Genomic DNA, 15,370 nt, shown 5'->3' with positions numbered 1-15,370 from the left:
CCGCCTTGGCGCGCGGGCCCAGCCCGCCCAGGGGCCACCGCCCCAAGCGTCCGGCTTGGGGCGGGGCGGACGCCCTGGGATGCCGCCCGCCTTCGGGCGCCCGGCGCGGCCTTGGGTGTGCGAACCGTTAGAGAAGAAGACTGGTGCCCCTGCCTGGAATCGAACCAGGATCAGGCGCTTATAAGGCGCCCGCTCTGACCATTGAGCTACAGGGGCAGGATGGAATGAGGCCGGGCCGGATCGCCCTCGAAGGGGGATCACGGCCCGGCGCCAGTATACCTCCCCCGGGGGGAGCGGGTCAACCGGGAAGGGCACATCCGGCGGGGACAAGAAAGTTTCCTCCTAGTCATCTCTTATATACAAGGGAATTCATTGCACGGCTCGAAGAGTTGCCCCAGGAGAATCTGGGCCGGGGCTCTGGCCCGGCAGCCGGGGAGGAGCTTTTGGATGACTCGTCGCGGGAACGGAGTACATGCCTGGGCGGCGGCCTGGCTTCTGGCCATGGTGCTGGCGGCAGGCTTGGCCCTGCCGGCCGGCGCCCAGGAACTGACCATCTGGACCTTCTGGAGCGAGGAGTGGCTCAGGCCGGCGCTGGACGCCTTCGAGGCGGCCCACCCGGGTGTGAAGGTGATCCACGAGCAGCTCACCTGGGAGAACGGGTTGGATAAGATCACCGTGGCCATCGCGGCCCGCAACGGCCCGGACGTGATGGAGCTGGGCTCCACCTGGATGCCCCAGTTCATGGGCGCGGGCGCCCTGGCACCCATCGACGTGGGCGAGCTGGCCGAGGATCTCACCGGGCTTGATGCCGTCACCCGGAGCGGCCAGACCTACGGGCTGCCCTGGTTTGGGACGGCCAACGTGGTCTACTACAACAAGGAGCTGTTCCGCCGGGCGGGTATCGAGGCGGTGCCCACCACGTGGGATGAGCTGTTGGAAGCCTCCCGCCGTATCGACGCGCTGGGGCCTGACATCTACGGCTACTCCATCAAGATCGGCGGCCGCTTCACCACCTGGCAGAAGTTCTACCCCTTCGTCTGGTCCAACGGCGGCCGCACCCTCAACGACGACTGGACCCGGGCGGAAGTGACCGAGCCGCCCTTCGTCGAGGCCCTGGCCTTCTACCAGGAGCTGGCCCAGTCGTCTCTAGTGGGTACCCAGGAGGAGGTCCGCCAGGCGTTCTACCTGGGCAAGGTGGGCATGATCTTCGACGGCACCCTTAACCTGGAGCAGGACGCGCCGGGTCTGGAGTACGGCATGTTCCTCCTGCCGGCGCCGGCCGGCAAGGAGAGCGTCGTCTTCTCCGGCGCGGACTACCTGGTGGTCTGGTCGGGCTCCAAGCACCAGGAGCTGGCCGGCGAGCTGGCCAAGGCTTTGGTGCGGGGGAACCTGATCTCCAACCGCCTGCCCAGTCTCATCTCCTTCAGCCGCTCGGACCAGGCTGAGCTGCTCCAGACGTTCCCGGAGAGCGCCATCTTCATCGAAGCCATGGCCAACGCCACCCACCCGCCCATGCATCCGGCCTGGGAAGAGATCGCCACCGCGGTGACCGAGGCGGTGGAGGGCCTGCTCTTGGGCCAGTTCCGCAGCCCCGAGGAGGCCTTGGCCTACGCGGAAGCGATGATCGAGCCGTTGCTGTAGAGAACTTGGGACGATGGGGCCGGCCGGGCGAGGGGCCCGGCCGGCCTGCCGCCGGGGGAGTGCACCAAGGGGATGAAGGAGCGGTCGCGGGCCCTGGGGTTGGGGGCCCTCATCCAGGAACGGCTTTGGGGGCGGGAGCTGTTTGGCTGGCGGCAGCGGGACGCGGCGTCGACGGCGGTGCTGCTCTCCCCGTGGGTGATCAGCTTTCTGGTCTTCAGCCTCTACCCGATCCTGTACTCCCTTTACCTGAGCTTCACCCAGTACAATCCCCTCACCGGGCAGCCGCCCCAGTGGGTGGGGCTGGCCAACTACGCCCGCCTCCTGGGCGACCGCCGCTTCCTCCAGGCCTTGCAGAACACCCTCTTCTTCGTGGTGGGGACCATCCCCGTCACCACCACCATCGCCTTGATCCTGGCGGTCATCCTCAACCAGCAGCTGCGGCTGCGGGCCTTCTTCCGGGCGAGCTACTTCCTCCCGTCGGTCACGTCCATGATCGTCATCTCCACCATCTTCGTCTACATCTACGCCCCCTACGGGCCCTTGAACGGGCTCCTGGCCCTGTTGGGGGTGGAGCGGACCAACTGGCTCCTCAGCACCCGCTGGGCCCTGCCGGCCATCATGGCCATGGACATCTGGGCCAGTTTCGGGTACTACACCATCCTCTTCTTGGCGGGCCTGCAGAACATCCCTGAGGAGCTTCATGAGGCGGCTGAGGTGGACGGGGCCTCACCGCTGGGCCGGTTCTTCCGGGTCACCCTGCCCCTCCTGCGGCCCACCCTGGTCTTTGTCCTGGTGATCAACACCATCCGCTCGTTCCAGATCTTCTCCGAGATCTTCGTCATGACCCAAGGCCGGCCCCTGGGGCGGACCACCACCGTGGTCTACTACCTCTACACTATGGGCTTCCAGCGGTTCGACATGGGGTATGCCTCCGCGCTGGCCTACGTGCTCTTCTTCATCATCTTGCTCTTCTCGCTCATCCAGTACCGGCTGATCCAGGGGGAGGATGTGTGGGGATGAGGACCATGGTGACGACCGAGGCGGCACGACGCCGGCGCCGGGGGCCGGGGCTTCTGGGCCGGAGCCTCCTGTACCTGGTGCTCCTCCTGGTGGCCGCCAGCACCCTCTTTCCCTTCCTCCTCATGCTCTCCACCTCGGTCCGGACGGGGGGCGCGCTGGTCAACCAGTTGGATGACCTGATCCCCGAGCGCATCACCTTCCAGAACTACCGGGATGTCTGGGTGGCCGACCGGTTCGATCGCTACTTTGCCAACTCGGTGCTGGTGACGGTGGTGGTCTTGGCGGCCAACCTGCTCTTCGACTCCATGGTCGCCTACGCTCTCTCCCGGAAAGCCTTCCGGGGGGCGGGGCTGGTGCTGGGGCTGATCCTGGCCCGGATGATGATCCCCGTCCACGTCCTCATGATCCCCATCTACATCCTCATCCAGCGCTTGGGCCTCTATGACACCCTGACGGCCCTCATGCTCCCGTCGCTGGTGGAGGGCTTCGGCATCTTCCTCCTGAAGCAGTACTTCGACGGCCTGCCCCGGGCCTTGGACGAGGCGGCCCGGGTGGACGGTGCCGGCGACTTTCAAATCCTCTTCCGGATCCTCCTGCCCTTGGCCCGCCCGGCCTTGGCGGTGGTCCTCATCAACACTGCCCTCTCCTCATGGAACGAGTTTCTGATGCCCCTGATCCTCACCTCTTCCGCCCAGACCCGCACCCTTACCTTGGGGCTCGCTCTCTACCAGGGCCGCTTCGGGGTGGATTACGTCCACCAGATGGCCGCGGCCGCCATCTCGGCCCTGCCCATCGTCATCCTCTTCCTCATCTTCCAGCGGCAGATCATCGCCGGGCTCACCCGGGGGGCGGTGAAGCAGTAGGCCCGGCCTGCGCCGCCCCTCCGCCCCTTGTGCAAAACAAACCTTCTCTACAATTGAGCAAGAGGAAGGTGGTTTTTCTCAGAGAACTATAGACGCGAAGAGTGCGACACCAGGCCGGAAGGCACCGGGGCGGGATGCCCGGGGCCACCATCCCATCCGGCCGAAGGAGGGAAAGAGGATGGCGCGTGCGGCCAGGCGGCTGGGCTGGGCCGCGCTGGCGGTCGGGGTGCTCCTCGTGCTGGGGGGACCGGCTGGCGCCCAGACCGCCGCCGACCCCAAGGTGGTCGACCCGATCCTCTTTGAGGCGCCGGGCGTTCCCGGCGGAACCCTGACCTTGTCGGTGCTCTCGTCGCCCCGCTCCTTCAACTACTACGGTGTGATCGACAACGTCACGTATGAGATCATGGGCCAGGTGCTGTCGCCCCTGGTGGAGGAGAACCCGGTCACCTTCGAGCTGGAGCCGGGCCTGGCTTCCTCTTGGGAGGTCTCCGAGGACGGCCGGACCGTCACCTTCCACCTCCGGCCCGTCCGCTGGTCCGACGGCGAGCCCTTCACCGCCGACGATGTGGTCTTCACCATGGAGCACGTGGTCCTCAACCCCTATGCGGAGGGGAACGAGCGGGCCCGGTACACCATCGGCGGCGAGCTGGTCCGCTGGGAGAAGGTGGATGACCAGACGGTGCGGGCCATCCTTCCCCAGCCGTACGGGGCCTTCTTCCGGGTGCTCGCCCACGCCCTCATCCTGCCCGAGCACCGGCTGGCCCACCTGACCGAAGGGGCCAACCCCAACCTGGAGCCGGGCAGCTTCAACCGGGCGTGGACCACCGACACGCCCCTGGACCAGATCGTGGGCACGGGGCCCTTCCGGCTGAGCCGGTACGATCCCGACCAGCGGGTGGTCCTCACCCGGAACCCCTACTTCGACTGGAAGGTGGACCCCTGGGGGAACCCCTTGCCCTACGTGGACGAGCTGGTCTACCTCATCGTCCAGAACCCCCAGGTCCAGCTGGCCCAGTTCCAGGCGGGCGCCATCGATGTGCTCACCCTCAACGCGGCGGACTTCCCGGGCCTGAAGAGCCAGGAGGTGGCCGGCGCCCCCTTCCGGGTCTTCGCGGGCAACCCGGTGACGCCCACGCCCTCGCCGCCTCACTGGGCCTTCAACTGGGACGTGGACGATCCCGAGCTGCGGGCCCTTTTCCGGGACCAGCGTTTCCGGGCGGCCATGGAGCATCTCCTGGACCGGGAGCGGATCATCGACCAGGTGTACAACACCCTGGCCATTCTGCCGGGAACCCCTGTCCTGCCCTCCAACCGGGCCTTCTACAACCCCGAGGTGGCTGAGATCCGCCGGCCCTACGATCCCGCGCGGGCCCAGGCCATCCTCGATGAGCTGGGCCTCCTGGATGTGGACGGGGACGGCATCCGGGAGCTGCCCTCGGGGCGGGATCTGGAGTTCACCCTGACCGCCTCGGTGACCGACCAGGCCATGAGCGACATCGCCGCCCTCCTCCGGGAGGAGCTGCTGGAGGCGGGCATCCGGGTCCACCTGCAGCTTCTGGCGGGGAACCTGGTGGGCGACCGGGCGGTGGCCGGGGAGTTCCAGTCCATCCTTCACGCCTTCGGCAACCAGCCTGATCCTCAGCTGCGGAAGGCCATCTGGCAGCCGGGCCAGCCGCTCTACTACTGGCACGGCTCCACCATGGACCGGACCACCCAGGAACCTGTCTTCGAGGCGATGGTCGACTGGGAGCGGCGGGTCTGGGAGCTCTTTGAGCTGGGCCAGACGGCCATGGACCCGGCCGAGCGGAAGGCCTATTACGATGAGTGGCAGGCCATCTACGCCCGGGAGCTCCCCGTCATCTTCATCGCCAAGGGGATGAACCTGCGGGCGGTCCAGAACAGCGTGGGCAACTACTTCCAGACGGAGGATGGCGTGCTCGCCGGAACGCCCTACACCGCCTACCGGAAGTAGGCGGCCCGGTCCGGGGGCGGCGGCCGCCCCCGGACCGCCCCTTCCCGGGCGGGAAGGGCCCCAGTGGGGGCAGGAGGGAGGAGGGGAGCCCGTGAGCCAGTACGTGATCCGCCGCCTCTTGGCCATGCCAGGCTTCATGGTCTTGATCTCCATCGTCGCCTTCGCCGTCATCCAGGCCCAGCCCGGCGACTTCGGCTCCCAGTACTTTTCCAACCCCCGGGTCTCCTACGAGACGGCCCTCCAGATGCGGGCCCAGCTCGGCCTGGACCAGCCCGCCTGGAAACAGTACCTGATCTGGGTGAAGGGGATCGTCACCCGGGGGGACTTCGGCTACTCCTTCGCCTACAAGCGCCCCGTCGCCGACCTGATCTGGGAGCGGCTGGCATGGACGGTGGTGGTCTCGGGGGCGAGCCTCCTCTTCAGCTGGGTGGTGGCCATCCCCATCGGGATCTACGCGGCGGTCCGCAAGTACTCGTTCTTGGATTACGCCCTCACCTTCCTGGGCTTCATCGGCCTCTCCATCCCCAACTTCTTCCTGGCCCTGGTCCTCATGTACCTGCTCCTCCAGGCGGGGGCCACCTCGGTGGGGGGCCTCTTCTCCCCGGAGATGGTGGGCGCTCCCTGGAGCTGGGCCAAGGTGGTGGACCTGGCGAAGCACCTCTGGGTGCCGGTGGTGGCCATCGGCACCTCGGGGACGGCCAGCCTCCTGCGGCTCATGCGGGCCAACCTTCTGGACGTCCTCCAGATGCCCTACGTGATGACGGCCCGGAGCAAGGGCCTGGCCGAGCGGGTGGTCATCTGGAAGCACGCGGTGCGGAACGCCATCAACCCCCTGGTCTCCCTCCTGGGGATGCAGCTGCCCGAGCTCCTTTCGGGGACCATCGTCACCGCCATCGTCCTCAACCTGCCCACCATGGGGCCCTTCTTCTACGACGCGCTCATCAACCAGGACCAGTACCTGGTGATGACCTTCCTGATGATGTCGGCCCTGCTCATGCTCCTGGGCAACTTGCTCGCCGACATCCTGCTGGTCTGGGTCGACCCGACCATCCGGTACGACTGACGCACGAGGCGCGGGGGAGGCGGCATGGTGGAAGGATCCATCAACCTCGAAGCACGGGCGGAAACCTTGGCCACCAGCGCCCCGGTTGGGCCGGGATGGCGGATCTGGCGCCGGTTTCTCCGGCACCGGCTGGGGCTGGCGGGGCTGGCAGTCTTGGGCCTTCTCTACGGGGCCATCCTCTTGGGGCCCTTCCTGGCGCCCTACCCCTTTGACCTAATGCACCGGGAGTACCGCCACGCGCCGCCCACCCGGATCCGCTTCGTGGACCAGGAGGGCCGCTTCCACTGGCGCCCCTTCGTCTACGGCCTGAAGGCGACCCGGGATCCCATCACCTTCCAGTTCCGCTATGAGGAGGATCCCAGCCGGATCTACCCCCTGCGTTTCTTCACGCCGGGGGAGCCCTACCGGCTCTTCGGGGTGATCCCCATGCGGGTTCGGCTGGTGGGGCTGGAGCCGGGGAGCGATGGCCGGCTCTTCCTCCTGGGGACGGACCGGTTCGGGCGGGACCTGTGGGGGCGGATCCTCCTGGGGGGGCGGGTCACCCTGACGGTGGGGGTGCTGGGGGTGGTGGTGAGCACCGCCATGGGGGTGGTGATGGGGGGCCTCTCGGGCTACTACGGCGGCCGCCTCGACAACCTGATCCAGCGCCTCATCGAGCTCCTCCGCTCTTTTCCCACCATCCCCCTGTGGCTGGCCCTCAGCATGATCCTGCCGCCCCACTGGCCCTCCCACTGGGTCTACTTCGGGGTGGTGACGGTCCTCTCGCTGATCGGCTGGACGGGCCTCGCCCGGGTGGTGCGGGGGCAGTACCTGGCCCTGCGGGAGAAGGAGTTTGTCCTCGCGGCCCGGGCCCTGGGGGCGTCGGACGGGGCGATCATCTTCCGCCACATCCTGCCCAACATCGCCTCGTACCTCATCGTCTCCGCCACCTTGGCCCTGCCTGGGATGATCCTGGGGGAGTCGACCATGAGCTTCCTGGGCTTGGGGATCAAAGAGCCCATGACCAGCTGGGGGCTCTTGCTCAGGGACGCCCAGAGCTTGCAAGCCCTCCAGCTCTACCCGTGGCTCCTGACGCCGGGGCTCTTCATCGTGGCCGCCGTGCTCGCCTTCAACTTTGTGGGGGATGCCATCCGGGACGCCTTCGATCCCTATGCGATCCAGTGAGGTGGAGGCGGGCCCGGCGCAAGCCCGCCCCGGGGGCAGAGGGCCGGCCCGGGGCCAGCCCCAGGCCTCAGCGGGCGAGCCAGCCGCCGTCGACGGGGAGCACCGCGCCGTGGACGTAGTCCGAGGCGGCGGAGGCCAGAAAGACGGCCGCCCCCTTGAGATCCTCAGGCTTGGCCCAGCGGCCGGCGGGGATCCGCTCCAGGATGCTCCGGTTCCGCTCTGGGTCGTCCTGGAGGGGCTGGGTCAGGTCAGAGGCCACGTAGCCGGGCGCGATGGCGTTGACGTTGATGCCCAAAGGCGCCCACTCGTTGGCCAGGGCCCGGGTGAGGCCCAAGAGGCCGCTCTTGCTGGCCGTGTAGGCGGGGACCAGGATGCCGCCCTGGAAGGAGAGCAAGGAGGCGATCATGATGATCTTCCCCCGGCCCCGCGCCCGGAAATGGTGCGCGGCCCGGCGGCTGAGGCGGAAGACCTGGGTCAGGTTCAGGTGGAGGACCTCATCCCACTCCTCGTCGGTCACGTCGATGGCGGGCTTGCGGCGGATGATCCCGGCGTTGTTCACCAGGATGTCCACCCGGCCTGTGCGGGCGAGGGCCTCGTCGAAGACCTGCTCGGCGGTGCTGGGCTGGCTCAGGTCGGCCTCAATCCCTTCAAACCGCTGACCCGCCGCCTGAACCTGGCGGGCCGTCTCGCTCTGGTCGCTGCGGGCCACCCCGACGATGGTGGCCCCCGCCTCCGCCAGCCCCACCGCGATGGCCTGGCCGATGCCCCGGCTCGCGCCGGTGACCAGGGCGACCTGGCCTGTGAGATCAAAGAGTTGGTGCATCCTCTTCCTCCTCTCAGCTGCCTCCATACCTGCAGGCCCGGAAAGGCCCTGAGGCTCCTTCCACACGGAGCGCCAGGCTCCCTCTTCCCCAGGGGGCGCGGTAGAAACCTAATTTCCTTATCATGCTGATTTAGAGAAGGAAAATTTAGTCCGAGAACGAACCCCACCAGTGGGCGCCCTGCCCAGACTTCGGCGTTGCCGGGAGGTCCCAGCCATGGCGGAGCACCTGACCACCGAATCGAGGAACCCAGCAAGCCTCCACATCGACCAGCTGAGCCCGCTGGAGATCGCCCGGTTGATGAACCACGAAGACCGGCGGGTGGTGGAGGCGGTCGAGGCGGAGTTGCCCCGGATCGCCCGGGGCATCGAGATGATGGCCGAGGCCCTCGGTTCGGGCCACCGGGTGCTCTACGTGGGCGCCGGGACCAGCGGCCGGCTGGGGATTCTGGATGCGGTGGAGTGGTACCCCACCTTCGGCGTGGGGGAGGAAGGGGTGGAGGTGATCCTGGCCGGGGGCGTCGAGGCCTTCCTCAAGGCGGTGGAGGAGGCGGAGGACGACGAGGCCGACGGGGCCGCCCAGGTGGCCCAGCGGGCCCGGCCGGGGGATCTGGTGGTGGGGATCAGCGCCAGCGGCAGCACCCCCTTCGTGCTGGGGGCCGTCCGCCAGGCCCGGGCCATGGGGGTGGCCACCCTGGGGCTCACCTGCAACCGGCCCTCCGCCTTGGAGGAGCTGGCCGACTGGACCATCGCCCCCGTGGTGGGGCCCGAGGTGGTGGCCGGCTCCACCCGGCTCAAGGCAGGGACCGCGGAGAAGATGGTGCTCAACATCCTCTCCACTGGCGCCATGATCCGCCTGGGCAAGGTGTACCAGAACCTGATGGTCGATTTCCGGCCGACCAACGCCAAGCTGCGGGAGCGGGCCCTCCGGATCCTGCAGGAGGTGACGGGCGCATCCCGGGAGGCCTGCCAGGAGGCCTTCGAGGCGTCCCACCAGCAGGTGAAGGTGGCCATCGTCATGCTCCGCTGCGGCTTGGATCGGGAGGCGGCGGAGCAGCGCTTGGAAGAGGCGGGCGGGTTCGTCCAGCGGGCCTTGGAAGGGAGGCCCGGCTGAGCTGGCGGCCCGCGCCGCGGCAGGCGACAGACCGACGAGCAGACGGCTGGCTTACGCAAGGAGGGAGAGGCGTGCACGTGCGGCTTATGAGGCTCACCCAGGTTCTCTTTCTGGCCCTGGCGGTGCTGTTGGCCCCAGCGGTGGCCGGCGCTGAAGAGGTCACCTTGACCTTCTGGAGCTGGCGGACCGAGGACGTGGACGCGTACAACCAGTTCATCGCCGCCTTCGAAGCCGAGCATCCCGGCATCCGGGTCCGCTTCGTCCCCTACCGGAACACCGAGTACAACACCATCCTGGCCACCGCCCTCCAAGCCGGCTCGGGCCCCGACATCATCCACCTCCGGGCCTACGGCGGTATGGAGCCCTTGGCCCAGGCGGGCTACCTGATGCCCCTGGACGACAAGGTGGAGGCCCTGAAGGACTTCAACCCCGACCACCTGGCGGGGGCGACCAACCGGGCCGACGGGCGGATCTATGGTGTGCCCTTCGCGCTGCAGACCGTCCAGGTCCTCTACAACGTCCGCATCTTCGAGGAGCTGGGCCTGAAGGAGCCCCAGACGTGGTCGGAGCTCTTGGAGGTGGCCGAGGCCCTCAAGCGGGCGGGGTACATCCCCTTCGCCAACGGGGCCAAGGAAGGCTGGACCCTGGAGACCTTCTTTGGGGCGGTGGGCCCCACCTTCTACGGCGGCTCCCAGTACTATGAGGAGGTCGTGGCGGGGGAGGCCACCTTCGAGGATCCCCGCTTCAAGCGCGCGGTGGAGAAGATGCTGGAGCTCCGCCCCTACCTGCCCGACAACTACATGGGCGTGGGTTACACCGACATGCAGGTCCTCTTCGCCCAGGAGCTGGCGGGGATGATGCTGGCGGGCTCCTACGAGCTGGGGACCTTCGCCCAGATGAACCCGGACCTGAAGATCGGCGTCTTCCCCATCCCGGGCGAGCGGGCGGAGGATCCGGCCTACATCTCCGTCTACGTGGACGGCTCCTACGGGATCAACGCCAACACCAAGCACCCCGAGGCGGCGCTGGCCTTCATCCGGTTCCTCGCCTCCCGGGAGTACGGGCAGATGTTCACCAATACCCTGAAGCAGATCTCCGCGGTGCCGGGCACCCAGCCGGAGGACCCGGTGCTGGCCGAGATCGTGGAGCTGATGGAGCGCCAGGGGACGCCCTACCTGATGCTGACCGCCTTCCGCTATGGCCAGCCCAGCGGCTCCACCCTGCTCCAGAATGAGCTCCAAGGTGTCTTCGCGGGCCTCCTGAGCGTCGACCAGGCGGCGGCCAACATCCAGGAAGGGGTGGCCAGCTGGTACGAGCCGTTCCAGTGAGGGCGGAGGCACGGCCTCGGCCCTCTGGGCAAGGGGCTCCCTGAGGCGTGCGTTGCAAGGGTCGTCGACCGGACCGATGGGCGAGGGGCCGGCCGCTGCCGGCCCCTCGCCGCCAGCAGCCAGGTTGGGGGGAACGGGCGATGGTCCGCCGTTGGATGGAGCGTCACGCGTACATCTTCTTCCTGTTGCCCGGGCTGGTGCTTTACGGCGTCTTCATGGTCTACCCGCTGGCCTCATCCCTGGGCTACAGCCTCTTCCACTGGGATGGGCTCATCCGGGGCCCCTTCGCCGGCCTGGAGAACTTCAAGACCGTCCTCACCCGATCGCCCTACCAGGCCCGCTTCTGGGGGGCGCTGAGCCACAACGTCCTCTTCTTCGTTACCACCTTCGCCATCCAGACCACCTTGGGGCTGGCCTTGGCCGTCCTCTTCCGGAAGAAGTGGCGGGGGTTCGGCTTCTTCCAGACGGTCTACTTCATCCCCTACACCCTCTCCATGGTGGTGGTGGGCTTCCTCTGGCTCCTTCTGCTCAACCCCACCTGGGGGGCCTTCAACCAGTTCCTGCGGCTGATCGGGCTGGGCTCTTGGGTCCAACCCTGGCTGGGCCAGACGGAGACGGCCCTGTGGACCATCATCCTGGTCAACGCCTGGCGGTGGCTGGGCTTCCCCATCCTGGTCTTCCTGGCGGGCCTGCAGGGGATCCCCGAAGAGCTCCATGAGGCGGCCACCGTCGACGGCGCCACGGGCTGGCAGACCTTCCGGCACGTGACCTTGCCCCTTCTGGCCCCCGTCATCGGGATGATGACCATCCTCACCTTCATCTGGGATTTCAACGCCTTTGAGCTGGTCTTCATCATGCAGGGCTCCAGCGGCAACCCCTACTACTCGACGGACCTGCTCGGCACCCTCTTCTACCGGACCGCCTTCGGCGATTCGACCACCGGCGGTGAACCGGGCCAGATCGGCATCGCATCGGCCATTGCCGTCTTGATGCTGATCATCATCGGGGCGGTTTCCATTCTGGGCGTGCGGCAGATGCAGAAGCGGCAGGTGGAGTACTGATGGCGACGAGGCTCGATCTGGCAGCAGAACGGAAGGCGACGGTGGCGCCTCGCCGGTGGCGGGCGGCGGTGGGGAAGGTCCTCATCTACGGGGGCCTCACCCTCTTGGCCCTGATCTTCGTCTATCCGCTCTTCTTGATGGTGATCACCGCGTTCAAGTCCACCCGGGAGATCTTCCTGGACCCCTTCGGGCTCCCCTCCCGGTGGAGCCTGGAGCCCTTCATCACCGTCTGGCGCCGGGCCAACTTCAGCACCTACTTCCGCAACTCGGTGCTGGTCACCGCGGCCTCGACGGTGCTCGTCCTCACCTGCTCCTCCCTCGCCGCGTACGCGCTGGGGCGGTACCGGTTCCGGCTGAACAACGCCCTCTACATCTTCTTCCTGGCAGGGATCATGATCCCCATCCGGCTGGGGGTCTTGCCCCTCTTCCTCCTCATGCGGAACCTGAACCTCCTGGACACCCACTGGTCGCTCATCCTCACCTACGCGGCCAGCGGCATGCCCATGTCCGTCTTCCTGCTCACGGGCTTCTTCCGCACCCTGCCCAAGGAGCTGGAGTACGCGGCCCGGATCGACGGCTGCTCGGAGTTTCAGACCTTCTCCCGGGTGATGCTCCCCCTGGTCCGTCCGGGGCTGGCCACGGTCACCATCGTCAACTTCGTGCCGTGGTGGAACGACTTCTTCTTCCCCCTGCTCTTCATCCAATCGGATGAGCTGAAGACCATCCCCCTGGGGATGACCATCTTCTTCGGCCAGTACATGACCGACTGGGGCCTGCTCTTCGCTGGCATGCTCATCGCCAGCCTGCCCCTCCTCCTCCTCTACTTGGTCATGTCCCGCCAGTTCATCGAAGGGCTGACCGCGGGGGCGGTGAAGGGGTGAAGCCGGCGGAAAGCCGCCGGGGTCCCGTGGGGAAGGCCCCAGCCCCCAACCATGGGGGATGATGCGGCGGGACGGGAGGAGGTGGCCCGGTGGTCATGAGGCGATCGGGGACGGGAGCCGTCAAGCCCCGGGTCCGGGTGGGGGCGGAGGTGCTGGTGGAGGAGCAGGCCCACCGGCTTCGGGGGCGCCGGGTGGCCATCCTCACCAACGGCGCGGCCCTCGACGGCCAGGCCCGGTGGGTGGTGGACCGGGTGGTGGAGGCGGGCGCCCAGCTGGTGGCCCTCTTTGCCCCGGAGCACGGGCTCCGGGGTGAGGCCCAGGCGGGGGTGCCCGTGGAGGATGCCCGGGAGCCCCGCTGGGGGGTACCTGTCTACAGCCTCTACGGGGCCCACCGCCGGCCCACGCCCGAGAGCCTGGATGGGGTGGAGCTCTTCCTCTGTGACCTCCCCGACGGGGGCTGCCGCTACTGGACCTTTGTGGCCACCGCGACCCAGGCCCTGGAGGCGTGCGGTGAGCAGGGGATCCCCTTTCTCCTCTTGGACCGGCCCAACCCGGTGGGGGGCGTGGCCGTGGAAGGGAACGTGCTGGATCCGGCCTTCCGCTCCCTGGTGGGGGCCCATCCCATGGCCATCCGGCATGGGCTCACCTTGGGGGAGATCCTCGCCTGGCAGGCGGCCACCGCCGGGTTGGGGCGGGGGAGGCTGGAGGTGATCCCCGTCCGGGGTTGGGACCGGGCCTGGCTCTACTGGGAGACGGGCCTGCCCTGGGCGGCCCCCTCGCCCAACATGCCCAGCCCGGAGACGCTTCTCCTCTACCCGGGCACCTGCCTGGTGGAAGGGACCAACCTCTCCGAGGGACGGGGGACCACCCACCCCTTCCGCTGGATCGGGGCGCCCTGGATCGACGGGGTGCGGCTGGCCCGGGAGCTGAACGGGCGGGGCCTGCCGGGGGTGGCCTTCCGGCCCGTCTTCTTCACCCCCACCTTCTCCAAGCACGCCGGCACCCTCTGCGCCGGGGTGGAGCCCCACGTGCTGGATCCTGAGGCCTTCCGGCCCGTGCGGACGGGTTTGCACCTGCTGGACGCCCTCTACCGCCAAGCCCCCGAGCGGTGGGCGTGGGTGGGGGAGGAGCGCCCCTTCATCGATCTCTTGGCCGGCGGCGAGACCCTCCGGCGGCACCTGGAAGGGGGCCGCGATCCGGACCGGCTGGCCGACGCCTGGGACGAGGAGGCGGCCGCCTTCCGCCGGGAGGTGGAGGGGTTCTGGCTCTACCGGCCCGGTTCTGGGGAAGGAGGTTGAGGCCCATGGCCCGTGAGGCCCTGCTGGTGGCGGTGGACGGGGGCGGCAGCCGGACCCGCCTCTGGCTTCTGGACCCGGAAGGCCGTCTTCTCGGCCGGGGCGAGGGTGGCACCTCCAACCCCACGGCGGCGGGGGTGGGGGCGGCCGTCCGGGCCATCGCCGAAGCCGCCCAGAAGACGGGGTTGGCCCTCGAGGGGGAGAGGCTCGCCGCCGATGAGCTGGCCGGGAAGCCTTCCCGCGAGGCGGGGGCTCGACCCGTGGAGGCGGCGGGCCCCTCTCCGGACGGGGTTTGGCCTCCAGACCGGGTAGCGGTGGTGGCCATCGGCCTCGCGGGCGCCGCCCGGGAGCCGGAGGCCAGCCAGATGCGCCAGGCGTTGGCCCAGCTCTTTCCCCGGGCCGAGATCCGCCTGGTCCACGACGGGGTGGCCGCGCTGCTGGCCGGCACCTTGGGAGCGCCGGGGGTCCTTCTCCTGGCGGGCACCGGGTCCCTGGCCCTGGCGGTGGGGCCCCAGGAAGAAGAGGTCCGGGCCGGCGGGTGGGGGTACCTCTTGGGCGATGAGGGGAGCGGCTACTGGATCGGCCGGGAGGCGATCCGGGCCGCCCTGCGGGCCCAGGATGGCCGGGGCCCGGTGACTGCCCTCACCGAGCGGCTCTGCCGGGTGGCGGGTGTGGCCCGCCCGGCAGAGCTGGTGGGGCCCATCCACCGGGGGGAGCGGGACCGGGCCTGGATCGCCGGCCTCGCCCAGGAGGTGGTGGCGGCGGCCCAGGAGGGGGACCCGGTGGCCCAAGGGATCCTGGACGGGGCCGCGGGGGAGCTGGCCCTCTTGGTCCGGGCGGTTCTGGCCCGGGCGGAGTTTCTGGCCGGGTTGGAGCGGGTGCCCACGGTGACCGCGGGCGGCCTCTTCCGGCTTGGGCCAGGGTGGTGGGCTCGGGTGGAGGCGGCCCTGGCCCGGGAGGCCCCCCGGGCCAGGCTGGCGGGCCGGGTGGAGGAGCCGGTGCTGGGCGCGGCCTTCTTAGCCCTCCGGGCCTACCACGGCCAGGTGCCCCAGCAGGCCCTGGAGCGGCTCCGGGCCCTCCAGAAGGCCGCCGGGGGAGGTGACGGGAGCCCCACGGGCGGCCCAGGGTGACGCCCACCCCGACCGCCG

13 protein-coding genes and 1 tRNA gene are annotated in these 15,370 nt (G+C 68.8%); 12 read left to right on the top strand and 2 right to left on the bottom strand.

Annotated features, from left to right (window positions below; translation table 11 throughout):
- Positions 1–141: 141 nt before the first annotated feature.
- Positions 142–216, bottom strand: a tRNA-Ile gene (locus FWJ67_RS08040).
- A 231-nt stretch (positions 217–447) separates the two neighbouring features.
- On the opposite strand from FWJ67_RS08040, the gene FWJ67_RS08035 reads away from it, so the two are divergent.
- The 6 genes from FWJ67_RS08035 (at position 448) to FWJ67_RS08010 (ending at position 7,723) form a co-directional block, all read left to right on the top strand.
- Positions 448–1,641, top strand: a complete 1,194-nt coding sequence (locus FWJ67_RS08035; RefSeq protein ID WP_304174231.1) for an extracellular solute-binding protein — start codon at positions 448–450, stop codon at positions 1,639–1,641.
- A 72-nt stretch (positions 1,642–1,713) separates the two neighbouring features.
- A complete protein-coding gene (locus tag FWJ67_RS08030; protein WP_304174233.1) occupies positions 1,714–2,661 on the top strand; it encodes a carbohydrate ABC transporter permease in 948 nt (315 codons plus the stop codon).
- On the top strand, positions 2,658–3,524 hold the full coding sequence (locus FWJ67_RS08025; RefSeq protein WP_304174235.1) for a carbohydrate ABC transporter permease: 867 nt from the start codon (positions 2,658–2,660) through the stop codon (positions 3,522–3,524). Before FWJ67_RS08030 ends, FWJ67_RS08025 begins: the two co-directional genes overlap by 4 nt.
- Positions 3,525–3,702: 178 nt before the next feature.
- Positions 3,703–5,496: an ABC transporter substrate-binding protein gene (locus FWJ67_RS08020; RefSeq protein WP_304174237.1), complete on the top strand. Its 1,794-nt coding sequence runs from the start codon at positions 3,703–3,705 to the stop codon at positions 5,494–5,496.
- 91 nt (positions 5,497–5,587) lie between these two features.
- The gene (locus FWJ67_RS08015; protein WP_414482689.1) at positions 5,588–6,559 is read left to right on the top strand and encodes an ABC transporter permease; all 972 of its coding nucleotides are present in this window, start codon (positions 5,588–5,590) and stop codon (positions 6,557–6,559) included.
- Positions 6,560–6,586: 27 nt separating this feature from the next.
- A complete protein-coding gene (locus FWJ67_RS08010) occupies positions 6,587–7,723 on the top strand; it encodes an ABC transporter permease (RefSeq protein ID WP_304174241.1) in 1,137 nt (378 codons plus the stop codon).
- 67 nt (positions 7,724–7,790) lie between these two features.
- Here the strand turns inward: FWJ67_RS08010 and kduD are convergent, their stop codons facing one another.
- Entirely contained in the window at positions 7,791–8,546 is a 756-nt protein-coding gene (gene kduD / locus FWJ67_RS08005) for a 2-dehydro-3-deoxy-D-gluconate 5-dehydrogenase KduD (protein ID WP_304174243.1), read from the bottom strand.
- A 214-nt stretch (positions 8,547–8,760) separates the two neighbouring features.
- Between kduD and murQ the strand changes: the two genes are divergently transcribed.
- The 6 genes from murQ (at position 8,761) to FWJ67_RS07975 (ending at position 15,352) form a co-directional block, all read left to right on the top strand.
- Positions 8,761–9,657 (top strand): N-acetylmuramic acid 6-phosphate etherase, encoded by an 897-nt coding sequence (murQ, locus tag FWJ67_RS08000; protein ID WP_304174245.1) that lies wholly within the window; start codon positions 8,761–8,763, stop codon positions 9,655–9,657.
- 71 nt (positions 9,658–9,728) lie between these two features.
- Complete coding sequence (locus tag FWJ67_RS07995; RefSeq protein WP_304174247.1) at positions 9,729–10,985, top strand: ABC transporter substrate-binding protein; 1,257 nt, start codon at positions 9,729–9,731, stop codon at positions 10,983–10,985.
- 140 nt (positions 10,986–11,125) lie between these two features.
- Positions 11,126–12,046 carry a carbohydrate ABC transporter permease gene (locus FWJ67_RS07990; protein WP_304174249.1) on the top strand — a complete coding sequence of 307 codons (921 nt, stop codon included), beginning with the start codon at positions 11,126–11,128 and terminating at the stop codon, positions 12,044–12,046.
- A complete protein-coding gene (locus FWJ67_RS07985; protein ID WP_304174251.1) occupies positions 12,046–12,927 on the top strand; it encodes a carbohydrate ABC transporter permease in 882 nt (293 codons plus the stop codon). Before FWJ67_RS07990 ends, FWJ67_RS07985 begins: the two co-directional genes overlap by 1 nt.
- A gap of 95 nt (positions 12,928–13,022) precedes the next feature.
- Entirely contained in the window at positions 13,023–14,225 is a 1,203-nt protein-coding gene (locus FWJ67_RS07980) for an exo-beta-N-acetylmuramidase NamZ domain-containing protein (RefSeq protein ID WP_414482690.1), read from the top strand.
- 5 nt (positions 14,226–14,230) lie between these two features.
- Entirely contained in the window at positions 14,231–15,352 is a 1,122-nt protein-coding gene (locus FWJ67_RS07975) for a BadF/BadG/BcrA/BcrD ATPase family protein (RefSeq protein ID WP_414482688.1), read from the top strand.
- Positions 15,353–15,370 lie beyond the last annotated feature (18 nt).

This window comes from Limnochorda sp., from assembly GCF_047459355.1.
Taxonomy (GTDB): Bacteria; Bacillota; Limnochordia; order Limnochordales; family Limnochordaceae; genus Limnochorda.
The sequence above is the reverse complement of the archived record's forward strand: the minus strand, read 5'-3'. Positions and strand labels throughout refer to the sequence as shown.